Source organism: Cellvibrio sp. KY-GH-1, assembly GCF_008806975.1.
Classification (GTDB): domain Bacteria; phylum Pseudomonadota; class Gammaproteobacteria; order Pseudomonadales; family Cellvibrionaceae; genus Cellvibrio.
The window spans coordinates 168,138-189,285 of sequence record NZ_CP031728.1; the positions used below are offsets into that span (position 1 = coordinate 168,138).

The 21,148-nt window shown below is 47.9% G+C and carries 22 protein-coding genes; 18 read left to right on the plus strand and 4 right to left on the minus strand.

Annotated features, from left to right (window positions below):
- The first annotated feature begins 39 nt into the window (after positions 1–39).
- The 3 genes from D0C16_RS00620 to D0C16_RS00630 all read left to right on the plus strand — a co-directional run bounded on the left by D0C16_RS00620 (position 40) and on the right by D0C16_RS00630 (position 3,148).
- The gene (locus D0C16_RS00620) at positions 40–792 is read left to right on the plus strand and encodes a cytochrome b/b6 domain-containing protein (RefSeq protein ID WP_151030548.1); all 753 of its coding nucleotides are present in this window, start codon (positions 40–42) and stop codon (positions 790–792) included.
- A gap of 283 nt (positions 793–1,075) precedes the next feature.
- Positions 1,076–1,819, plus strand: coding sequence for a hypothetical protein (locus D0C16_RS00625; RefSeq protein WP_151030549.1), 744 nt, complete (start codon positions 1,076–1,078; stop codon positions 1,817–1,819).
- Between the two features lie 18 nt (positions 1,820–1,837).
- Entirely contained in the window at positions 1,838–3,148 is a 1,311-nt protein-coding gene (locus D0C16_RS00630) for a cellulose binding domain-containing protein (protein ID WP_151030550.1), read from the plus strand.
- A 47-nt stretch (positions 3,149–3,195) separates the two neighbouring features.
- On the opposite strand, the gene D0C16_RS00635 is transcribed toward D0C16_RS00630, so the two are convergent.
- Positions 3,196–3,957, minus strand: a complete 762-nt coding sequence (locus tag D0C16_RS00635; RefSeq protein WP_255481972.1) for a class II glutamine amidotransferase — start codon at positions 3,955–3,957, stop codon at positions 3,196–3,198.
- Between the two features lie 67 nt (positions 3,958–4,024).
- Entirely contained in the window at positions 4,025–4,915 is an 891-nt protein-coding gene (locus D0C16_RS00640; RefSeq protein ID WP_151030552.1) for a hypothetical protein, read from the minus strand.
- Between the two features lie 364 nt (positions 4,916–5,279).
- On the opposite strand from D0C16_RS00640, the gene D0C16_RS00645 reads away from it, so the two are divergent.
- The 7 genes from D0C16_RS00645 to D0C16_RS00675 all read left to right on the plus strand — a co-directional run bounded on the left by D0C16_RS00645 (position 5,280) and on the right by D0C16_RS00675 (position 12,489).
- Complete coding sequence (locus D0C16_RS00645; protein ID WP_225318847.1) at positions 5,280–5,711, plus strand: rhodanese-like domain-containing protein; 432 nt, start codon at positions 5,280–5,282, stop codon at positions 5,709–5,711.
- Between the two features lie 21 nt (positions 5,712–5,732).
- Positions 5,733–6,749: a serine O-acetyltransferase EpsC gene (gene epsC, locus D0C16_RS00650; protein WP_225318848.1), complete on the plus strand. Its 1,017-nt coding sequence runs from the start codon at positions 5,733–5,735 to the stop codon at positions 6,747–6,749.
- The gene (locus D0C16_RS00655) at positions 6,746–7,006 is read left to right on the plus strand and encodes a helix-turn-helix domain-containing protein (protein ID WP_151030554.1); all 261 of its coding nucleotides are present in this window, start codon (positions 6,746–6,748) and stop codon (positions 7,004–7,006) included. Before epsC ends, D0C16_RS00655 begins: the two co-directional genes overlap by 4 nt.
- Before the next feature lie 266 nt (positions 7,007–7,272).
- On the plus strand, positions 7,273–8,208 hold the full coding sequence (locus D0C16_RS00660; RefSeq protein WP_151030555.1) for a family 2A encapsulin nanocompartment shell protein: 936 nt from the start codon (positions 7,273–7,275) through the stop codon (positions 8,206–8,208).
- 15 nt (positions 8,209–8,223) lie between these two features.
- The gene (locus tag D0C16_RS00665) at positions 8,224–9,990 is read left to right on the plus strand and encodes a family 2A encapsulin nanocompartment cargo protein cysteine desulfurase (protein WP_191968618.1); all 1,767 of its coding nucleotides are present in this window, start codon (positions 8,224–8,226) and stop codon (positions 9,988–9,990) included.
- 199 nt (positions 9,991–10,189) lie between these two features.
- On the plus strand, positions 10,190–11,209 hold the full coding sequence (locus D0C16_RS00670; RefSeq protein WP_151030556.1) for an IS110 family transposase: 1,020 nt from the start codon (positions 10,190–10,192) through the stop codon (positions 11,207–11,209).
- 530 nt (positions 11,210–11,739) lie between these two features.
- Positions 11,740–12,489 (plus strand): SapC family protein, encoded by a 750-nt coding sequence (locus tag D0C16_RS00675; RefSeq protein WP_151030557.1) that lies wholly within the window; start codon positions 11,740–11,742, stop codon positions 12,487–12,489.
- Positions 12,490–12,597: 108 nt separating this feature from the next.
- Here D0C16_RS00675 and D0C16_RS00680 read toward each other — a convergent pair whose 3' ends face one another.
- On the minus strand, positions 12,598–12,912 hold the full coding sequence (locus D0C16_RS00680; protein WP_151030558.1) for an HPF/RaiA family ribosome-associated protein: 315 nt from the start codon (positions 12,910–12,912) through the stop codon (positions 12,598–12,600).
- A gap of 285 nt (positions 12,913–13,197) precedes the next feature.
- Here D0C16_RS00680 and D0C16_RS00685 point away from each other — a divergent pair, with 285 nt between their 5' ends.
- Together D0C16_RS00685 and D0C16_RS00690 are read left to right on the plus strand one after the other, a co-directional pair.
- On the plus strand, positions 13,198–14,100 hold the full coding sequence (locus D0C16_RS00685) for a TIGR01777 family oxidoreductase (RefSeq protein WP_151030559.1): 903 nt from the start codon (positions 13,198–13,200) through the stop codon (positions 14,098–14,100).
- Positions 14,101–14,240: 140 nt separating this feature from the next.
- The gene (locus D0C16_RS00690; RefSeq protein WP_151030560.1) at positions 14,241–14,711 is read left to right on the plus strand and encodes an Hsp20 family protein; all 471 of its coding nucleotides are present in this window, start codon (positions 14,241–14,243) and stop codon (positions 14,709–14,711) included.
- A 42-nt stretch (positions 14,712–14,753) separates the two neighbouring features.
- On the opposite strand, the gene D0C16_RS00695 is transcribed toward D0C16_RS00690, so the two are convergent.
- Positions 14,754–15,710 carry a GlxA family transcriptional regulator gene (locus tag D0C16_RS00695; RefSeq protein ID WP_370458200.1) on the minus strand — a complete coding sequence of 319 codons (957 nt, stop codon included), beginning with the start codon at positions 15,708–15,710 and terminating at the stop codon, positions 14,754–14,756.
- Between the two features lie 171 nt (positions 15,711–15,881).
- Between D0C16_RS00695 and D0C16_RS00700 the strand changes: the two genes are divergently transcribed.
- From D0C16_RS00700 to xerD, 6 genes are all read left to right on the plus strand, one after another.
- Positions 15,882–17,786: a beta-ketoacyl synthase gene (locus D0C16_RS00700; RefSeq protein ID WP_151030562.1), complete on the plus strand. Its 1,905-nt coding sequence runs from the start codon at positions 15,882–15,884 to the stop codon at positions 17,784–17,786.
- A 244-nt stretch (positions 17,787–18,030) separates the two neighbouring features.
- On the plus strand, positions 18,031–18,279 hold the full coding sequence (gene rpsP, locus D0C16_RS00705; protein ID WP_151030563.1) for a 30S ribosomal protein S16: 249 nt from the start codon (positions 18,031–18,033) through the stop codon (positions 18,277–18,279).
- 28 nt (positions 18,280–18,307) lie between these two features.
- Positions 18,308–18,844, plus strand: a complete 537-nt coding sequence (gene rimM / locus D0C16_RS00710) for a ribosome maturation factor RimM (RefSeq protein WP_191968619.1) — start codon at positions 18,308–18,310, stop codon at positions 18,842–18,844.
- A 36-nt stretch (positions 18,845–18,880) separates the two neighbouring features.
- The gene (gene trmD / locus D0C16_RS00715) at positions 18,881–19,654 is read left to right on the plus strand and encodes a tRNA (guanosine(37)-N1)-methyltransferase TrmD (protein ID WP_225318849.1); all 774 of its coding nucleotides are present in this window, start codon (positions 18,881–18,883) and stop codon (positions 19,652–19,654) included.
- Between the two features lie 9 nt (positions 19,655–19,663).
- On the plus strand, positions 19,664–20,014 hold the full coding sequence (gene rplS / locus D0C16_RS00720; RefSeq protein WP_039912035.1) for a 50S ribosomal protein L19: 351 nt from the start codon (positions 19,664–19,666) through the stop codon (positions 20,012–20,014).
- Positions 20,015–20,199: 185 nt separating this feature from the next.
- On the plus strand, positions 20,200–21,141 hold the full coding sequence (xerD, locus tag D0C16_RS00725; protein WP_151030565.1) for a site-specific tyrosine recombinase XerD: 942 nt from the start codon (positions 20,200–20,202) through the stop codon (positions 21,139–21,141).
- Positions 21,142–21,148: the final 7 nt, after the last annotated feature.

The following is a 21,148-nucleotide window of genomic DNA, read 5'->3' on the forward strand; positions in this document are numbered from 1 at the left end:
AGATATTCATTAAATCCCGCTTAGCGTGCAGCTCCTACTATGTCCGATCCATTTGCTGAACCCACCCAAAGTCTTGAGATTGAAACGCCGGTTGATTCCGGGAAAGCCCATTTGCATGTCTGGGATTTGCCTACGCGTGTGTTTCACTGGTTATTGGTTGCTTCGTTTATTGTTGCCTATTTGAGTAACTGGGCGGGAGTGAGTTATTTTACCTGGCATTTATGGTCAGGTTATTTCGTGGTGATCCTCGTGGGGTTTCGAATCCTCTGGGGAATTTTTGGGACGCACCACGCGCAGTTCGTCAATTTTGTTCGTCATCCCCTTGAAAGTCTGCGCTATGCCAAACATCTCGCCGCTAACAAAGCCAAATCTTACCCGGGCCATAATCCGCTCGGTGCGCTTATGGTACTGTTGTTGTTAACCGTCATGTTGGTGCAGGCGGTAACCGGCTTATTCGCCAACGATGAAATTTTTAATGTTGGCCCTTTGTATGGTTACATTGATAATGAGTTGAGTTTGAAGCTGACGGGCATCCATAAAGAATTGTTTTACTGGATTCTTGCTGCTGTCGGAGTTCATGTTGCTGCGGTTTTGTTTTATGTATTGGTAAAACGTGAGAATCTGATCAAAGCCATGGTGACCGGCAAAAAGCCGCGTCGCGGATTGGAAGGCGCGCGTTCAATTGAGTCTTCCAAAATCTGGCTGGCATTGTTTTTAGTGGTGTTTGTGTCTGGCTTGCTTGCTTGGGTGATTGTCGCGGCGCCTGAGGCGGTATTGGATTTAGGATATTAAACGACGCACTTGGTTGCGCTGCATTGTGTTGTAAGAACGACAAGCTTGAACTTAGGTTTTGTTGTTGTAATTTTTTACATTTCATTCGCGAACTAGTCTTCATCGTTGCCATGCACTGCATTGCAATTCGATTATTTTCTCTCTCCCTTAAATAACTCTGTGAATTGGATTGCCTTTTGGTGGTTGTTGTCGCCCTAGAATCGGCCCCGAAATAATAAACGATGTCGCTGCGGTGATTCCAAGAGGGCTCGCCTGAATAGTGCATAGGGTTTTGGGGTGAACAATGAAAGCATTCCTGATTAGCGCGCTTTTGGTGATATTAGCGCTGGGCTATTTTTTTGTGGGAGTAGAAACCCCGGAGAAAACCCGGGTTCCAGACATGCCAGTGGCGAGCGGTACGCTCGAACGCAGTTTGGTGCCCGAGCAAAAGACAGCATCAGATAAGCTTCTCCCATCGGCTCCGGTGAGCGCGGATCCTTTTCATGACCGATATCGCGCACTCTCGAATAATTCCAATTATCCGACGTTAGATGCGCGATTGCACGCCCTACGTGAACTCTATCCCTATCGCGAGTTTTCTCCTGGCGATGTCCTTGATCAGCTGGCCCAAACGACGGCGTGGGAAGCATCTGCGGCTATTCCGGATGGTTTGCCAATCACGAATGCTCAACGCAACGACGGTCGCGCTTTTATCGAATTAAATCCCGAGCGCCTACAAATTTTACTCCCGGGTGATGAACTGGATTTGCCGCTTGAACAGTTGGGCATGCAACTGCAAATGCAAGTGGACTCGCGTGAGCCTCTGGCTAACGGAGGTTTCACTCTCCACGGTCATATTCTTGGTAGCGCAGAGCCCTTGCGCGTCACTATTACCCAAGGGCCTGGGTTGAGTCTGGCCGGTATCGATACACCCCAAGGGCATGTGGTGTTACAGGCAAATGACACTCAGGGTTGGATTGCCTCAAGTGAAACCCTTTTTAAGCAAGATCCCCACACTACTGATGTTCTTTTACCAACAGACGAATAATTACGCAGGGTAAATTCTATGCGACTTAACCACTTTAAATCGTTTTTTCTATGGCTCGGCCTGCCGTTGTTGGCATTGCCACAAGCGCAGGCTGCCAGTGTAGATTTATTAGTACTTTATGATTCTCACAGCGCGAATTATTTCAATCAGCAAGTTGAAACTGCGATGCAAAACTGGGTGGCGCAAATCAACAATGTTTATAAAGACAGCAACGTAGATTTACAGCTACGTTTAGTGGGTGCTGTTGCTCATGAGCAGGCGGGCGCTGATATGTCTGCAGTACTAACCAGCCTGCGAGAGGATGCGACAGCAGTTAGCTTACGCAACCAATACGGCGCCGATTTTGTAACACAATTGCATCAAACGGGTGAGTGCGGTATTGGCTACATGGCTGTTAGTGCAGGGTGGGCCTGGAATGTTGTTGGTCCAGATTGCGGCCCGTTGGTAATGGCGCATGAGCTTGGTCACAACATGGGTTTGAATCACTCCCGTAAGCAAGGTGATACTGGTGGTGCGCGCTATTCTTACGCGCTGGGTCATGGTGTCGATGGTTTATTTGGAACAGTAATGACTTACTCATGGCTGTTCGTGAATAAGGCGAGTGGCCGTGTGGCAAAGTTCTCTAATCCCGACGTGAGTTGTTTGGGGGCTCCGTGTGGTGTAGCGATTGGACAGCTCGACGAAGCGCATGCTGCCCAGGCATTGAATAATGTTAAAAATGAACTCTCCGCATTTCGTTCGGCAGTTGTTGGTTCATCAAGTGTTAGCTCATCAACGATTAGTTCATCAAGCATATCGTCCAGCAAAATGTCATCCAGTCGCGCAAGTTCAACACCACAAACGTTGAGTTCGAGCAGTCGCTCGTCTCAAGGGCCTGTAATTAGTTCAAGTCGTGCGGCCTCCAGTATGCTGGTAACGAGTACAAGTGCCAGGTCATCCATAATGAGTACGTCGAGCCGTGCGGTGAGCAGCCAGGTGAGTAGTCAGGTAAGAAGTTCATCCAGCATTGCATCGGGTGCGGGTTTGGCTCAGTGCAGCTATCGCATTATTAGCCAGGGTGGACGTAGTTTTAGTGCGTCAATTGAGATTACGAATACCAGCACACAAGTCATTGACGGGTGGTCAGTGAATTGGCAGTACACCGACGGGACTTACTTGACGTATGCGAACGGCGCGAATGTTTCGGGGCGTAATCCTTATGTTGCGGTAAATCGTGCGAACGAGGCGCGCATCAATCCTGGTCAGCAAGCGCGAATTACGCTGTACGGTATCAAGCCACGTAATAGTGAAGGAGAATCTCCGCGGATCATGGGCACCATTTGTCGATAGGACCCTTTTCGCTGCAGCATTAATTAATAAGGCTGCAGCGATCTCTTTTAACCGTTTTGTTCCAAATATAATTCTCCATCTTTAAACAAGCGCGCTTCTCCCGGTTGAAATACTGTCCAGTTTTCATTGAGCGTTAGCGGCTTGGTGGCAATAACAATCATTTGATCGTGCTGGTTATTGTGCTCGCCTAGATCCAACGATAGTTCGCGATCAATCAAGGTGACCCTGCTAAACGGAAACTTGCGCTCAACATAGGCGAGGTTGGTTGAGCAGTAGGTGTATAACCATTCGCCATTGGACAGCATAATATTAAAAGTACCAAAAGCCGCGACGGTTTTGCTGAATTGGTTTAACCATTGAAACAGCGCTGAGGCATTGCTTATGCCCTGAGGTAAATGGTGGTTTAGCTGTTGCAGCAAATAGCAAAATGCTAACTCACTATCGGTATCGCCTTCAGGGATAAAATCGCCATCCAGTCTTGGATTAAATCCCTTTAAATCGCCGTTGTGGCAAAACAGCCAATCGCTACCCCAAAGGTTGCGTCTAAACGGGTGGCAATTGCTGAGCTTTACGTCCCCCACTGTCGCCTTGCGAATATGCGCAATAATGGTTTTGGAGCGCAGGTTGGTGTTGTAAATGGCTTCCGCCAGGCGTGACTCTGCCGCGGGTGCTTCATCCAGAAAAACCTGTGCCTGTTGGTCGCGATAAAATGCGATACCCCAGCCGTCTTTGTGTTCATCCGTTAGGCCGCCGCGTGCGCGAAATCCTTCAAAGGAAAAACCAATACTGGTGGGCTGCTTACAACTCATTCCTAATAACTGGCACATGGCGATAAATCTAACTTCCTCTATTGAATAGCCCCGGGATCGCTATTTTTTAACCGGCCAAACGTGGTTCATCATCGAGTTTAATTTCATGCGGTTGTGCAAATTCGGGTTGTTTTTTCGCAGGTAATTGAGAATGTTCTGCGTGCAATTGTGTGTAACTGGTTGCTGATTGGGTAGGTTGAAGTTGCACATAGCCTTCAAAGCGAGTGCTGGACAGCTGCGCAAGTTGGTATTGGCTTAATTCGCCAGAAGCTGCCACGAGGATACGGGTGGACCCTAGCGGATTATTCGGGTTATCCACTAATTGCTGTACCAGTACCGGGTTGGAAAAAATATAATCGGGTTGCAATTCCAGCAAACGTAGCATTTCCCAATCGCGTGCATCCTGCAGGCTGATACCAATACGATATTGGCGCTCGCGATAATTGCTGAGTGCCTGTTGGAAATGGGCCAGGCTATCCACATCAACCAATTTTGTGTGCAATACCACTCGCTCCGGCCCCAGGCCGCAATCACTTAAAATTTTCTCAAACGTTTTTCCGTGTTCATTGGCTACGCTAAGGATGTGGCGTGATTGCACGCGCAGTGCCAGCAGACCTTTAAATCCATCGTGTTGCTGCAAATAGTTAAGCGAGTGCAGGGTTCTTACCAGTCGATCCAGATGGATGATTTGTTCCTTGTCTTCCAGTGCATTCACTATGTTGTCGATATTTAATAGGTTGCCGGTACTGGAGCGCACAAATAAATCAGCATAGTGACCAATTAATTGATCATCGTTTGCGGATAATATTTCTGCGAACTGGCTGCCCAGAATTAAATTGCCAAAACGCGCCCAGTATTGGTTGTCTGCTTTAAAAAATCCGGTCTTGGGTAATTCGCGCAAACGCGCTTGGGTTTGTAGTTGATCGTTAAAATAATTCATCAATTCGGTTAAGGGCATAGCGTCGGCCTTGCAATAAAATATATCCGGGCTCGCATCATAAAGAGTAGAAAAAAGTTTATGAAAGAATTAAATATTCCTAGCTTATAACGGTGATCCCTACGCAAAACTGATTATAAGGATATAGAGATATATTCTTTCCCATCGGCTATAGCCGTCACTATATTGGCCTCCACATCAGGTACAACCAGCAAGCTGTTAACGCTCGATGTTGAACGAAATATGCAGATTAAATATCTAGAAATAAGGTGTTTGAAATTAAACACTTTGTGGAGGGGGAGCCATGACAGTGATTTAGTTAACTACTGCTATTGATAACTCAGCAGTTGCCGCAGAAAAAACCACCGGGCAAGAACTGCCCGAGTTGTTGGCCATTGCCCGGCAAGAAGCGCAGGCTGCCGGTTTAACTTACGCAGGTGGTGTGTTGCCGGAAGATGCCTGGAAATTATTTATTGGTGGGCAAGCGCATTTGATTGATGTGCGTACAGCGGAAGAACGCAAATTTGTTGGCCATGTGCCCAATACATTACACATTGCCTGGCAGACAGGCCCGGCATTAATCAAGAACCCGCGCTTTCTCCGCGAGCTGGAAAATAAATTGCCGAAAGATGCCGTGATTCTATTTTTGTGCCGCAGTGGCAAGCGCTCGGCAGCGGCGGCCACTACGGCGACCAGCGCGGGTTTTATCCGGGTGTTTAATGTGCGCGAAGGCTTTGAAGGCGATTTGGATGAACGCCAGCAGCGCGGTGCTGTTAGCGGTTGGCGTCAGCGTGGATTGCCTTGGGTCCAGGATTAAATAGGTGCAGGATTGAGTTGTATGAGTGCTAATCACCCACCGGAATTGTTGAACACATCTATTTGCCAGTTGAATTCACAACTGGGAGGAGTAAGCAGCAACACAGCATGGGAGCTGGATAAAATCGTGCAGGAGCTGCGCAATGCGCGCACTGATTGGCGTGCGCAGCGTGGCCGTTCGCGTGAACCTGGCTTGCGTGAATTGCCCTCGCGCGATGCACTGCAACAAATTATTCGTGAGCTTTGTGGTGCGTTATTCCCTATGCGTTTGGGGCCACAGGAATTGCGTGAAGAAACGGAAGATTACTATGTAGGCCACACTCTGGATGCAGCGTTGAATGAGCTGTTACGCCAGGTGCAGTTGGTGCTGATTTATTTTGCTCGCCAGCAAAATACACATGCTCTAAGTACACAGGCCGATGAAAGCGCGTTAAAACTTCAAGCCAATCAGATTGTTCGTTTGTTTGCTGCTGCCTTGCCGGAGTTGCGCCGCACCCTGGATGTAGATATTCAGGCGGCGTTTCAGGGTGATCCGGCAGCGCGCAGCGTGGATGAAGTCCTGCTGTGTTATCCCGGTGTGCTTGCCATTATTCATCATCGTTTGGCCCATACGCTTTATCAGTTGGGCGTGCCTTTGCTTGCGCGAATTGTGGCGGAGTTGGCGCATTCGTTAACTGGAATTGATATTCACCCGGGTGCAGAAATAGGGCGCGGCTTTTTTATTGATCATGGCACAGGTGTCGTGATTGGTGAAACTGCGGTGATTGGTGAGCGGGTGCGGATTTATCAAGCAGTCACCCTGGGTGCAAAAACTTTCCCCACCGACGACAAAGGCCATTTGCAGAAGGGCCTGCCGCGTCACCCGATTGTAGAAGATGAAGTTGTTATTTATGCCGGCGCCACAGTCTTGGGGCGCATCACTATCGGTAAGGGATCGATCATTGGTGGCAATGTGTGGTTAACGCGCAGTGTGCCGCCCGGTTCCAGTATTACCCAAGCCAGTTCCCGTCAACAAGTGCCACAGGAGGCCGATGTATGAGTATTAATGTGTATTTTGGCCGGGTGGTAAAGCAATTGCGCGATACCCGGCGTTTATCGCAAGAAGCACTGGCAGAGCGTGCGGATTTAAACCGCACTTATCTGGGGGAAGTGGAACGTGGTGTCGCTATTCCTTCGCTGGCCACCATCACCAAAATTGCAACCGCATTCAATCTTTCCGCATCAGATTTAATCGCGCGCAGCGAACTACTACTGAATAACGAAGCGCAAACTTCTGAGCTGGCAAGTGTTGATTAATCAACATCCGCGCTTAGCACTCTATTCATATTTTTAATTTTTTTAAAAGCTATTACTGGTAATTGTATTGCCGGGACGGGGTTACGCTTTTTTTATTTCTTTGCTGATGGCTATAGCAGGTTGTTCGATTTTTAGATCAATGCGATCTTGGCTTAGTACAATTTCTTCTAATGAATTTTATTGTTTTTAACTGATTTTTTTCAGTTTTATTTATTGTGAAATTTCCATGATTTTATTTTTTGATTTCTTATTTAAAGGAGTTCGGCATGTCTACCGAAAATGAAGTCCAGTTAGCGCTTGGTGATAACGCAGCGCGTCAGCTTGCCAACGCGACCAAAACTACGCCGCAGTTATCAACCATTACACCCCGCTGGTTGGTTCACTTTCTGCAGTGGGTTCCGGTAGAAGCTGGCATTTTCCGTTTGAACCGCGTGAAAAATCCGACTCGCGTTACCGTGACTTGCTCGCAGCGCGATGAATCTGAAATTAAACCAACCTTTGTGGACTACGAAGATAAACCGTGCGAATATTTTTTAAATGCGGTCACCAGTGTGGTGGACGTGCACACCCGCGTATCAGATTTATACAACAGCCCGCACGATCAAATCAAAGAACAATTGCGCCTGACCATTGAAACTATTAAAGAGCGTCAGGAAAGCGAATTGATCAACAACCCCGAATATGGTTTGTTGGCCAATGTGGATGAAACCCAAAAGCTTTCTACGCTCACAGGTGCACCAACACCGGATGATATGGATGAGCTGCTGGTAAAAGTCTGGAAAGAGCCGGGCTTTTTCCTCGCACACCCATTAGCGATTGCTGCTTTTGGTCGCGAATGTACCCGTCGCGGTGTGCCACCACCAACCGTGAGCCTGTTTGGTTCGCAATTTATTACCTGGCGCGGTGTGCCGTTAATTCCTTCGGACAAATTACCGATTGATGAAGACGGAAAAACCAAAATTTTATTGATTCGTGTTGGCGACAAGCGCCAGGGCGTTATTGGTTTGTACCAACCTGGTTTAGCCGGTCAACAAAGCCCGGGTTTATCTGTGCGCTTTATGGGCATTGGTCGCAATGCTATCGCTTCTTATTTGATTTCACTTTACTGCTCGTTGGCGATTCTGACTGAAGATGCGGTAGCGGTATTGGAAGATGTGGATGTGGGCAAGTATCACGAGTATCCAGATACGTATAAACAATAATTCTGAGAATTGCTTATGAGTGACTATCAAGGATCATCGCCCGCATCATCACAAGGGCTTCCACTGGCAGATGGTTTACCTAATCTGGAAAACCTTGCGGCTTTGGCAAATGAAATATTTCAGGGATTGCCAAATGCCGCGCCCTTCTTTGCAGGTATTTCCGGTTTGCAAGCGACACCTGCAGCACTTGCTGCGGTTAATCCGGGCGCACGGCCGCAGGCGGGTGTAACAGCTGCACCACCACCGGTGACCAGTCCTGCGTTAGAGCGTCAGGCTGCGGCGGCACCGACCTATTATTTTGCAGAAAATGCTAATCAGTATCCCTTGGTTAACATTCAAATCGATCAACTGGCTACCCAGGTTTCTCCCCAGGCATTTGGTTTGCCGGGCGAAAAAGATGTGCAGCAATTGCTGGCGGCTGAATTCAGCTTTACCCGTTTTGATGCGCCTGCATCCGCAGCAACCCCTGCGCCAGATTCACGTTTTTATTTTCTTGATTCCGGTGCGCAACCGGTATTTGGCAATACACCAAAAACCAACGTGTTTGCAGCGGAGTTACAAGGCTTTGATGTCAATGCAATCCGTCGCGATTTCCCCATTCTGGGGGAGCGCGTTAACGGCAAGCCGCTGGTGTGGTTTGATAATGCGGCGACAACGCAAAAGCCCAAAGCAGTGATTGATCGCGTCAGTTATTTTTACGAACACGAAAATTCCAACATTCATCGCGCTGCCCATGAATTGGCCGCGCGCGCTACCGATGCTTACGAAGGTGCGCGCAATAAGGTGGCAAAATTTATCGGTGCACGTTCGGCGGACGATATTATTTTTGTGCGCGGTGCCACCGAAGGCATTAACTTGCTCGCCAATACTTTTGGCAAGCAGCGGGTAGGCGAGGGCGATGAAATTATTGTGTCGCAACTCGAGCATCACGCGAATATTGTGCCCTGGTATTTATTGGCGCAGCGCGTGGGTGCAAAAATTCGCGTGATTCCGGTGGATGACACTGGCCAAATCCTGTTGGATGAATATCGCAAGCTTATTAACAACCGCACCAAAATTATTTCGGTGACGCAAGTTTCCAATGCCCTGGGTACGGTTACGCCCATCAAGGAAATAATTGATATCGCCCACAGTTTTGGTGTGCCGGTGATTGTTGATGGTGCCCAGTCAGTATCACATATGCGGGTAAATGTGCAGGCGCTGGATGCGGACTTCTTTGTGTTTTCCGGGCACAAGATTTTTGGTCCAACCGGCATAGGTGTGGTTTACGGTAAGGCGGAGCATCTGCAAAAAATGGAGCCCTGGCAGGGCGGCGGCAATATGATTGCCGATGTGACTTTTGATCGTGTGGTATTCCAGGGCGCCCCCAACCGCTTTGAAGCGGGCACGGGCAATATCGCTGATGCCGTTGGCTTGGGGGCGGCGCTGGATTATGTAGAGCGTGTGGGTATCGAGCGTATTGCCCGTTATGAACACGATCTTTTGGAGTACGCCACCCATCGACTGCAATCCATTCCCGGTGTACGCATCATAGGTGCAGCGGCAAATAAGGCGAGTGTGCTGTCGTTTACCCTGGCGGGCTATAAAACAGAAGAGGTGGGCATTGAGTTGAATCGCGAAGGTATCGCCGTTCGTTCCGGTCACCACTGCGCCCAGCCGATTTTGCGCCGCTTCGGAGTCGAAACAACGGTGCGCCCGAGCTTTGCGTTTTACAACACCTGTGAAGAGATTGACCTGTTTATTTCGGTAGTCAGCCGTTTGGCACAGGTTCGACGTAGTTAGATTTATTAGAAGGTTAACGTGATAGCCTTGGCTGGATTCTGAGTCAGGGCTTTTTTTGGGTAAGCAGTTGTTCTGGGCTAGTGGCTTTAATGAAATTGCTCTTTTAAGTTAATGGCATGGACCCCTCCCTCCCTAAACGGCATCAATGTGCCAGACTGTAATTGGTCAACAACAGTCGAACCAGGAGAGAGGAGTCACCATGAACATTACACGAATGGGCATTGATTTGGCAAAGAATGTTTTCCAATTACACGGTGTAAACGAGCACGAAAAAGTTGCTGTTCGCAAGCAACTAAAACGCGCCGAACTGCTCGAGTACTTCGCCAACAAGCCACCTATGCTAATCGGCATAGAGGCCTGCGGTGGAGCCCACTATTGGGCCCGTATGCTAAGCAAACTCGGCCATACCGTTAAAGCAATGGCCCCACAACATGTCAAAGCGTATGTAAAATCCCAAAAAAATGACAAGCGCGATGCCGAGGCGATTTGTGAAGCAGTATCGCGCCCAACAATGCGATTCGTTGCAATCAAGTCAGAAGAGCAACAAGACATGCAGGCTATTCATCGCATACGGGATAGACTCGTCAAATCTCGCACCGCACTTGCCAACGAAGTGCGCGGATTACTCGCCGAATACGGGATCGTTATCGCCCATTCCGGTGTGCCGGCCACGCGTCGCGGCTTACTACAGGCACTGGAGGATGCCGACAATGGATTAACCGCAAAAATGCGCGAAATACTCTTCGATTTGCATGAAGAGCTCGATGCAATCGACAATCGAATTCAAGGCTACGTACATAAAATCAATCAGCATTGCAGCCAGGATGAGCGAGTTCAGCGCATCATGGAGATAGAGGGCCTCGGCCCGATTAGCGCTTCTGCCATCGTCACCGCAGTCGGAGATGCCAAGCAATTTACCTGCGGCCGCGATATGGCAGCCTGGATAGGTTTGGTACCCAAGCAATACTCCAGCGGCGGCAAAGAAAAGCTAGGAGGCATCAGTAAACACGGTGACAAGTATTTGCGAACCTTATTAATTCACGGCGCCCGCTCAGCAATGCGGTGTAGCGATACTAAAACAGACAAGCGAAGCCGCTGGATCAATGCACTCATTGCTCGACGCAACAAAAATATTGCCACTGTCGCCATGGCCAATAAAAACGCACGCATCATCTGGTCAATACTGACGCGCGGCGAACGTTACCAACCCGCCGCATAAAAATACAAACCAACAAATCAAACCGTTAAAAAGTAGTTCGCGTTAACAACAAAGCAAAGATGCAAAAGCACCACCATCTTACGATTGCGTAACAAACGTTGCTGATGGAAACAGGTAAAACCGACGCACTGAAACGCCTAAAACCACAAGGGCTCACTGCTGAATAGCAAAGCCGATAAGTTGTTCGGCACAGTGCGAGCGAATCGCCATCATGGCTAGAGCAAGAAAATGCTCATTAATAAGCCGAATATATGGTTGCAGTCTTATCCTGAAAAATCAGAAACGGGTGTTGGCAAACGGGAGGAGTCCATATATGTTGATTGATATTAAAATAAATTTTCCTCGTGGTTAAATAGCTCTCTATGATTGCCCGATATTTGATCTTTGTGTGCGCTTTTTATTCTGCCTGGGGTGGGTGAATCTTGCCTTGAATTCTAGTGGCATGAGTATTTGAAAATGCTACCATGCGTGCCTGCTTTAATCTTTGAAGCGGTATTTTCCCAGCCAAGACAATAAACAGAGGTATCCTCGTGGCCAAGCAATTAATGATTTACGACAATATTCAACCACTGTCATCTGAGGTTCATCGCAACTGGGCGGTGCAAGTGGATAACTATTCATTTGTTTCCCATCTGATTTCCGCGCCTGTATTAGCTACCGAGATTCCATTTGCTTCTGCAGAGTTTCCTATTGTGTTTTCTGCGACTGCCAACGAAGGGGAATATATCCCTTTAGCGATTATGGGATTGAAAGAGGGTGAAAACCTGATGCTCAATGACCAAAATCAATTTATAACTCGCTATATCCCCGCGTTTATTCGTCGCTATCCCTTTGTGTTGGGGGGCGATAAATCTGCAGATACTTTGGCGTTATGTATTGATGAAGCTAGTACCACCATCATTAAAGACGGTAGTAAGGGACGCCGCCTGTTTGAGGAAAATGGTGATCAATCATCTCATCTCAAGGAGGTTGTTGAATTCCTGAAGGACTATCAGTACCGAGCGGAAATGACCAAGGTGTTCACCAGACGTCTGCACGAATTAAATTTGCTCGAGCCAATGCAAGCCAATATCACGTTTAAAGGTCGCGAAGATTCTAATATGAATTTGATGGGCTTTTATGTGGTTAAGCGCGAAAAGCTCAAGGCATTGAGTGATGCGGATGCCTTGGATTTGTTTAAGAAAGATGGATTGGAATTGATATACAGCCATATCCAATCATTATCGAACTTAAATGATTTGATTAACAAAAAATCCGAGCGTTTGGAAGCTAGCAAATAATGGCTTTAAGTGTTTAAAGTGAAGTGAACATCACTGTGGCCGGGATTATCAATCCCGGCTTTTTCATTTTGGGCAAATGAAATTTATCAGGCGTTTTGCCTTCAGGTATTAGCGAGTATTTCGCTGGCGGGCTGCCAATTGTTTAACTTTGCGTTCAGCACTGGAAAATGCATCGCGCACTGCAACATGGATTGATTCATCGTCCTGAGTAATAGCAACTGGATGGCCTTTGATATCCAGCTCAATGGAGGCTCTGAATTGTTTACCTTTGTGTTTGTGGTTGTGGGGGATGTCGAGTACCACGCGGCTATGAACTATTTGGTCGGTGTAGCGATTGAGCTTTTCCAGCTTCTTGGTAATGATGTCGTTTAGTGCAGCAGAAGAATCCAAATCACGATATACAACGTCGACAGCAGGTTTCATCGTAAAGCTCCTTAACGTTTATGTTAGAGGGCTGAGGTTCCGAATCAGTTTCGCGAACATTCTTGACCCTCCCTTCCTATATTGATCATCCCAACGTAAATATCAAGTTTTTCGTGATAATTTCTTAATAACATTTAGGTCTCTTATTATTATTTATTGGTATTAGCGTTTATAAAGCCGTGCCAAATTCATCAATATGTATGGTTTTGGTGATTCTGATATATCAGGAGCGATATTTGCTTAATTAGGTAGTAAAAAATGATTGGTGATTAAGCCGGGTGGATTATGAAATCGATACTGATTACGGGGGGTACCGGATTTATTGGGCGAGCCCTGGTTGGATTGTTGATTGAGCGGGGCTATCAGGTGTGTGTTTTGACTCGTGATCCTGGTAAGGCAGAAAGAAATTTACCTGCAGGTGTAAGTCTTATCGACAATCTGGGGGCATTAAACGGAAGTGTACCGGATGTTTTGGTGAATCTTGCGGGTGAACCTTTGGCTGGGCGGCGTTGGTCTTCCGCATCGAAACAGTTATTCAGGGAAAGCAGGGTAGAGTTCACCAATAAGCTGTTTGCGTTTTTTGCGGGGCGGGGCGACTACCCAGCTCGGGTTATCAGTGGTAGTGCGATAGGCTATTACGGTAATTGTGGCGATAGATTGATCGACGAACGAGAAGCATCGGGCGGTGATTTTGCGGCAGAGCTGTGCCGCGATTGGGAGCTGGCTGCCAAGCAATTTGAAGCAGTAGGCTCTAGTTTGTGTTTGTTGCGTACTGGGATTGTGTTGGGGCCCGAAGGTGGTGCGCTAAAGCAAATGTTGCCTGCTTTCAAGTTTGGGCTTGGTGGTCCCATGGGGAGTGGTGGCCAGTTCATGTCCTGGATTCATCTACATGATATGGTTCGATTGATTTTATTTTTAATCGAGCGGCCGGCAATTGTGGGGCCGATAAATGCAGTTTCTTCACAATCGATCACTAATCGTGACTTTTCGGTCACGCTCGCAGGCGCAGTGCGTCGCCCGGCGTTAATAAGAGTGCCTGCATTTGTATTGATGCTTATGCTTGGTGAGATGGCAAAGACATTGTTGCTCTCGAGTCAGCGAGTATTGCCAACCCGTGCACTGGCAAGCGGGTTTGAGTTTCGTTATCCACAATTGGCTGGTGCGCTGGAGGAAATGCTTAAAAAATAAAAATTTTACCTGGGCGCTTGAAATGTACTTGATGAGCCTTATTTAAGTGGTGCGATGGCTCGGTAGAGGATCGCACTACTTAATCGACCCGATCAACCGATGGGTCATATTGATGATATTGCTCACTAGAGGATATTTTTATGCGTACCTTTGATTTTTCTCCATTGTATCGTTCTGCAATTGGTTTTGATCGTATGGCCAATTTATTGGACAACCTTTCGCGCGCAGAACAGAATCAACCTGCTTATCCCCCTTACAATATTGAGTTAACGGGCGAAGACAAATACCGAATTACTATGGCTGTGGCCGGTTTTGATCAATCTGAATTAACCATCGAGGTAAATCAGAATAATCTAACTGTCTCGGCAAATAAAACTGCTGAGACCCAGCAGCGTACGTACCTGCATCAGGGAATAGCTGCGCGCAGCTTTGAGCGGCGATTCCAATTGGCTGATCATGTTCAGGTGCAATCGGCTAATTATGAAAATGGCTTATTGCACATAGATTTGCAGCGCATTATTCCTGAAGCTCTGAAGCCGCGCACCATTCCTATTGGCGTGCAAACTCCGGAAAAGCTGACCGTGGTGCCTGCTGCAAGCAATGCGGCATAATTTAGTGTTGTGAGAAAAATCCCCGCTGCGGCGGGGATTTTTTTAGGTTCGAAATAGTTTTGCTCGAACAGTGTTGCGGTATTCATTTGGGGTAATGGCTAGATACTTTTTAAAAAGGCGAGTGAAATATCCTGTGTCTTCATAACCAATTTTATCGGCGATTTCGCTAATAGACAGGTTGCTGGTTTTCAATAAATCTTTTGCAGTGTTAATACGTATTTCTTGCAAGTATTCCAACGGTGTTTGCCCTAGTGCATTTTTAAAACGGCGATTAAGTGTGCGTACGCTCATGCCAAAACGTTCCGCAATCAGTGGAAATAAAATTTCCCGATGATAATTATCCTGCAGCCAAATTTGAATTTGGGTTATTTGCTCATCTGGATGCGGATTTTCAGCTGCTTCGAAAAAACCGCTGCTCTCATACGCTTTGCGTATCTCGTGGGAAAAGTGTCGCTCTACATGGCTTGCGATGGTTTTGCCAAAAAAGCGCTGGATAAAATGTACCGTCAGGTCAGCGAGTGAGTTGACGCTCGCTGCGCAATAAAGGTTGCCAGCCTGAGTAATGAAATACTGCCGCTTGAGTTGTATCTGGGGGTAATCTTTTTGGAATTGATCGAAGTAATGCCAATGAGTGGTAGCTGCTTTGCCGTCGAGTAAGCCTGCTTCGGCCAAAAAGCAGCAGCCCGTACCAACCGCACTGATAATTGCACCGTTTTGATATTGCTGGTGTAGCCACTCCAGGAGGGCAGTATGCTGTTTCACAATCGGGCGGGGGTTGCGCCATAGGCCGGGGATGTAGATCAGATCGGCAGTCGGGTTGTCACTTAGGGATAAATCGGGCTGCCAGCGAATACCGGTACGTGTTGCTACCGCGTCGGTAGTTAGACCCAGCGTTTTAATTTCCAGTGCGCGATGTAGGTCGGCAGGCTGCATGGTGCGCATCGCGCTTTCCGCAGCAAGCAGCATTTCCATTGGCAGGGTGCTGCTTGTGGTCAGCATTCGTTCGCACAAGATAAAGAGAATTCTAATCGATGGGTTTGTCGGCATCACTTTCTACTTTAGCTATGCGGATGGCCAATTTAACACTAAAAATGACCAAAATGACAGGGACAGGGCGCTGGCATGCTCATACACTGCATTCATCTGAATGTTTTGATAATGGAGTTACCTATGTCTGTTGCGCGTCTACCGGTTATTGTTGGGTTTGGTGGATTTAACGCGGCTGGCCGCAGTTCCGGGCACCATGCTTATCGCCGACTGGTGATTGAAAGTTTGCCAGAAGAGTCCCGCCAGGAGACTCTCGCTGGTTTGGCTGTAATGATGGGCCTGGTCTCGCACGTTGATGGGGCTTACAGGGATTCCGCTGATCAAGTGCTTGGTCTTGCTGATATTGCCGCGCGTTATGGCGAGCAGGTTCTGGATGGAACGTTAATTCGCCGTATCGATAAGACGTTTTTTGATGTTGATGCCGCTCATTGGCAAAAATCTGCCGCGTTAGGGAGTGGTGAATCTACATTAGTGTTTGAATTGCGTAAACGCGATCTGCCTGAGCCTCCGCCTCCCGAGTGGGTAATTGAAGATCTGGATGGCGATAAGGTGCGTGTTACCGCGGCATCTCTTGAGGTTAAGTTCGATAGTTATCGTGATATCCCCGTGAAGTCAGCAGGCCAGTTGCCCCGTGGGTTCAATCCCGGCTCGCTGTACAACTCCCATTATCATCCACGCGCGTTGCAGTTAGCCGTCATCGGTGCGTCTGACGCAATCCAGTCAATGGGGTTGAAATGGCAGGAGATAATGGCGGTAGTGCAGCCGGATCAGGTTGCTGTATACGCTAGCAATGTAATGAGCCAAATGGATGAAAATGGTTTTGGTGGTTTGTTGCAATCGCGTTTGAAGGGGGGGCGTGTCAGTGCCAAGCAGTGCCCACTGGGTTTAAATACCATGCCGGCGGATTTCGTAAATGCTTACATCCTGGGTAGTGTTGGGCAGACCGGCGCAATTACCGGAGCGTGTGCGTCGTTTCTTTATAATTTACAGGCGGCTGCCGAGGATATTGCGTCCGGTAAATGTCGCGTTGCTGTGGTGGGCTGTGCAGAGGCCCCGATAGTGGCAGAAATCATTGATGGTTATGCCACCATGGGAGCATTGGCCAGTGAAGATAAATTGAAAAAATTGGATGGCACGGATGAGGCGGATCCTCGTCGTACTAGCCGCCCTTTTGGTGAAAATGCCGGCTTTACTATGGCGGAAGCCAGTCAGTATGTGGTGTTGATGGATGATGCGCTGGCGATTGAGTTGGGAGCAGATATTCACGGGGCTGTGGGTGATGTGTTTATTAATGCCGATGGATTTAAGAAGTCTATCTCGGCACCTGGTCCCGGTAACTATGTCACCATGGCCAAGGCAGTGGCATCGGCTCGTGCAATTTTAGGTGAAGAGTCTGTTAAAAAGCGGTCGTTCATTCAGGCGCATGGTTCGAGTACGCCGCAAAACAGGGTTACAGAATCACAGATTTTTGATCAGGTGGCGCAGGTTTTTGGTATTGATGCCTGGCCGGTTTCTGCTGTTAAGGCCTATGTTGGGCACTCTTTGTCTGCTGCCAGTGGTGAGCAACTAATTGCGAGTTTGGGGGTTTTTAAATACGGTATTATTCCCGGGATCAAGACTATCGATAAAGTGGCGGACGATGTGTTCGCGGATCGATTACAAATATCTACCAGGGATGTGGTGGTCTCCCAGCCTCTGGATGTCGCGTTTCTCAATTCCAAAGGGTTTGGTGGTAATAATGCTACGGCCAGCATATTTGCGCCGCATGTGGTAGAGCGTATGCTTAAACGTCGTTATGGTGAAAAGCTCATGGCGCGTTACCACGACAGGCGCGAGCAGGTGCGTACGGCGGCCCAAGCCTATGATCAGGCAGCATTGCAAGGTGACTTCGCCACTATCTACCATTTTGGTGAGGGTTTGATTGATGAGTCGCAAATCAAATTAGATTTGGAGTCTTTGCAGTTGCCGGGCTTTGTACAGGCTGTGGACCTAACCTTCGTTAACCGTTTTGCGGATATGTGTGATTAGGGTGAGGCCGAATTTGTTGGTCTACACAACATCTGGTGGTGCTAAAAAGGCTTGCCCCATAGTAAAAGTGGGTGGGCCTTCTAATCAAGATAATGATTTGCCTATACAAAGTTGAATCTTTCCCTTAAAATGCCGCGCCTTTCGCACAGCTAATTGTGCGACTAACGATTTTTTAACCTTAAAGTCGAATTTTAACTGGAAAGCTGCGGCTTTCCCCATAAGTAAATACAGGAAGAAGACCTCAATGGTAACTATTCGTCTGTCTCGTGGTGGCTCTAAAAAGCGTCCATTTTATCATCTGACCGTAACCAACAGCCGCAGCGCCCGTAATGGTCGCTTCCTTGAGCGTATTGGTTTCTTTAACCCTGTTGCTCGTGGCCAGGAAGAGCGTCTGCGTATTGATGCGGATCGTTTGGCTCACTGGGTTGGTCAAGGTGCACAGTTGTCTGAGCGCGTTGAACAACTGGTTAGTGAAAGTAAAAAAGCAGCTTAATTGCTGTTTTTGTTGTGGTTAACGCCTGATGTCTAGCCAATCCAATCTGGTCAATGTCGGGCGGATTACCGCAGTTTATGGAATTAAAGGCTGGGTCAAGGTTCATTCCTACACTGAGCCGCAAGAAAATTTGTTTGATTATCATCCGTGGTTTCTGAAAACCAAGCATGGTGTAAAGCAAATCGAAATCGATGAGGCTCGTCCGCACGGTGATGCGTTTGTTGCGCATATCGTCGGCGTGGATGATCGGGATTTTGCTGTCCAATATACGGCTGCTGATATTGCGGTAGAACGCGAAATGCTGCCTGAATTGGATGATGGTGAATACTACTGGAGCCAGCTTGAGGGCTTGGTCGTGTTTACACAGTTTGGCGGCCATCGCCAGCGGTTGGGTACAGTTTCAAAGTTATTTGAGACCGGTGCCAATGATGTTTTGGTCGTTGTTGGCGATGCGGAGAGTATCGATCAGCGCGAGCGCTTGGTTCCATATGTGCCTGAACAATTTGTAGTGGGCATTGACCTGGATGCAGGTGAAATACTCGTTGATTGGGATCCCGAGTTTTAATTAAGGTATTGCTGAAGGGCGAGGAGTAATCGTCAATTGCTTAAAATTGCGGTTGTTTCCATTTTCCCGGATATGTTCAATGCGATTGCCGATTTCGGGGTTTCCGGTCGTGCAATCAAGCAAGGTCTGGTGGAGTTGAAAATTTTAACTCCGAGGGATTTTGCGCATGATCGTCATTCTACTGTGGATGAGCGCCCCTATGGTGGCGGCCCCGGAATGGTGATGATGGTTCAGCCACTGCGCGACGCCATTGCGGCAGCTAAAAGTTGGGCGGGTGATGATGCAAAAGTCATCTACTTGTCTCCTCAGGGGAGAACGCTGGATCAAACCGGTGTTGCCGAGCTGGCAAGCTATCGCAATATGGTGTTGGTTGCGGGGCGCTACGAAGGCATTGATGAGCGTTTGCTGCAAACTGTTATCGACGAAGAGTGGTCCGTTGGTGATTATGTGTTGAGTGGCGGCGAGTTGCCGGCGATGGTGTTGATTGATGCAGTTATTCGCTTGGTGCCCGGTGCCTTGGGGCATGCACTGTCAGCAGAGCAAGATTCATTTGCGGATGGGTTGCTGGATTGTCCGCACTATACTCGTCCCGAAGATTTTGAAGGAATGCGTGTGCCAGAGGTTTTGCTTTCTGGTAATCACGAGTTGATTCGGCGCTGGCGATTAAAGCAATCGCTGGGGCGAACATGGCTGAGAAGGCCAGATTTATTGCAAGCAATAAACTTAACCAAGGAACAGCAGAAGCTGTTGACGGAGTATCGTCGAGACCTTGATACGACAAACTCTAGCTGTGAAGCTATAGACTCTTAGGAGATTATCATGAGTAACCCGATTATCGATGCACTGGAAAAAGAACAGCTCAAGTCAAACCTGCCTGAGTTTTCTCCTGGTGATACTGTTGTTGTAAACGTAAAAGTAAAAGAAGGTGATCGCGAGCGTGTTCAGGCTTACGAAGGTGTTGTAATTGCCATTCGTAACCGTGGTTTGAACTCTGCGTTCACTGTACGTAAGATTTCTCACGGTGTGGGCGTTGAGCGTACTTTCCAAACTCACAGCCCATTGATTGACAGCGTCGTGCTGAAGCGTCGCGGTGATGTGCGTCAAGCTAAACTTTACTATCTGCGCGACCTTACTGGTAAGGCTGCTCGTATTAAAGAGAAGCTGGTGTAAGATTAAATCGATTTTATCGATTGAAAAAAGCCGAAACAGGAAACTGTTTCGGCTTTTTTGTTTGTCGGGCTATTTATAGATTTTTTGTAGGTTTTTTATTGTTATTTTGATTTCATTTTGGTGTTGGCGGGTGTTAAGTTAGCCCCGAATTGCGAGTTTCGATATCTGTGTGAGGTGATGGATGTATGGATGAGGTTTTGCCGAAGCATAGTGCTGATCAAGTCAATATTCCCAGCGCTGCCGATTTGGACCTTGTTAGTGCATTTCTCGATAGTAGTTGGATGGAGAAAGGCTTAAGTAATCTTACGCAAGAATCTTATCGCCGCGATTTGTCGCAGTTTGCAATCTGGTTAAACCAGAGGGGCAGTAGGTTGGATGTTGCGGATTCTGTAGCAATCCAGCAGTTCCTCGATTTTCGCTTCCAGCAAAAGCTATCCAGTAGAACCTCTGCGCGATTTCTGTCGTGTTTGCGGGGTTTTTATCGGTATCTATTGCGGGAGGGGGTGTTGAAGGAGAATCCAGTCGCGCTTATAGAAAATCCGAAATTAGGCAAACCGTTGCCGAAATCTTTAACGGAATCTGATGTCGAAGCACTACTTGCCGCGCCTGATGTAGAAAGTCCGCTCGGATTGCGCGACCGCACTATGCTGGAGGTCCTTTATGCCTGCGGTCTACGCGTTAGCGAGCTGGTGGGGCTGACGGTATCGCAAATCAATCTTCGCCAGAATGTTGTGCGTATTCTTGGTAAGGGTAGCAAGGAGCGATTGGTACCCATGGGTGAAGAAGCGGCACGTTGGTTGGAGCGGTATTTGCGCGAAGCGCGACCTGTGTTGCTGAATAATATCCCGGATGAGATAGTATTTCCCAGTACAAGGGCGCAGCCGATGACTCGTCAGACGTTTTGGTATCGTATTAAGTATTGGGCCGAGGTTGCAGGTATTCAGGCTGAGTTGTCCCCCCATACTTTACGCCATGCGTTTGCGACACATTTATTGAATCACGGAGCAGATTTGCGTGTGGTACAGTTGCTACTCGGGCATAGCGATTTATCAACGACCCAGATTTATACCCATGTGGCGAAATTGAGGATGAAGCAGCAGCATGCGCAGCATCATCCGCGCGGTTAACGACGTT

Coding starts and splice junctions, on each gene's coding strand:
- D0C16_RS00620 (WP_151030548.1), top strand. CDS start 40: ATGTCCGATCCATTTGCTGAACCCACCCAAAGTCTTGAGATTGAAACG.
- D0C16_RS00625 (WP_151030549.1), top strand. CDS start 1,076: ATGAAAGCATTCCTGATTAGCGCGCTTTTGGTGATATTAGCGCTGGGC.
- D0C16_RS00630 (WP_151030550.1), top strand. CDS start 1,838: ATGCGACTTAACCACTTTAAATCGTTTTTTCTATGGCTCGGCCTGCCG.
- D0C16_RS00635 (WP_255481972.1), bottom strand. CDS start 3,957: ATGAGTTGTAAGCAGCCCACCAGTATTGGTTTTTCCTTTGAAGGATTT.
- D0C16_RS00640 (WP_151030552.1), bottom strand. CDS start 4,915: ATGCCCTTAACCGAATTGATGAATTATTTTAACGATCAACTACAAACC.
- epsC (WP_225318848.1), top strand. CDS start 5,733: ATGAGTGCTAATCACCCACCGGAATTGTTGAACACATCTATTTGCCAG.
- D0C16_RS00655 (WP_151030554.1), top strand. CDS start 6,746: ATGAGTATTAATGTGTATTTTGGCCGGGTGGTAAAGCAATTGCGCGAT.
- D0C16_RS00660 (WP_151030555.1), top strand. CDS start 7,273: ATGTCTACCGAAAATGAAGTCCAGTTAGCGCTTGGTGATAACGCAGCG.
- D0C16_RS00665 (WP_191968618.1), top strand. CDS start 8,224: ATGAGTGACTATCAAGGATCATCGCCCGCATCATCACAAGGGCTTCCA.
- D0C16_RS00670 (WP_151030556.1), top strand. CDS start 10,190: ATGAACATTACACGAATGGGCATTGATTTGGCAAAGAATGTTTTCCAA.
- D0C16_RS00680 (WP_151030558.1), bottom strand. CDS start 12,912: ATGAAACCTGCTGTCGACGTTGTATATCGTGATTTGGATTCTTCTGCT.
- D0C16_RS00685 (WP_151030559.1), top strand. CDS start 13,198: ATGAAATCGATACTGATTACGGGGGGTACCGGATTTATTGGGCGAGCC.
- D0C16_RS00690 (WP_151030560.1), top strand. CDS start 14,241: ATGCGTACCTTTGATTTTTCTCCATTGTATCGTTCTGCAATTGGTTTT.
- D0C16_RS00695 (WP_370458200.1), bottom strand. CDS start 15,710: ATGCTGACCACAAGCAGCACCCTGCCAATGGAAATGCTGCTTGCTGCG.
- D0C16_RS00700 (WP_151030562.1), top strand. CDS start 15,882: ATGTCTGTTGCGCGTCTACCGGTTATTGTTGGGTTTGGTGGATTTAAC.
- rpsP (WP_151030563.1), top strand. CDS start 18,031: ATGGTAACTATTCGTCTGTCTCGTGGTGGCTCTAAAAAGCGTCCATTT.
- rimM (WP_191968619.1), top strand. CDS start 18,308: ATGTCTAGCCAATCCAATCTGGTCAATGTCGGGCGGATTACCGCAGTT.
- rplS (WP_039912035.1), top strand. CDS start 19,664: ATGAGTAACCCGATTATCGATGCACTGGAAAAAGAACAGCTCAAGTCA.
- xerD (WP_151030565.1), top strand. CDS start 20,200: ATGGATGAGGTTTTGCCGAAGCATAGTGCTGATCAAGTCAATATTCCC.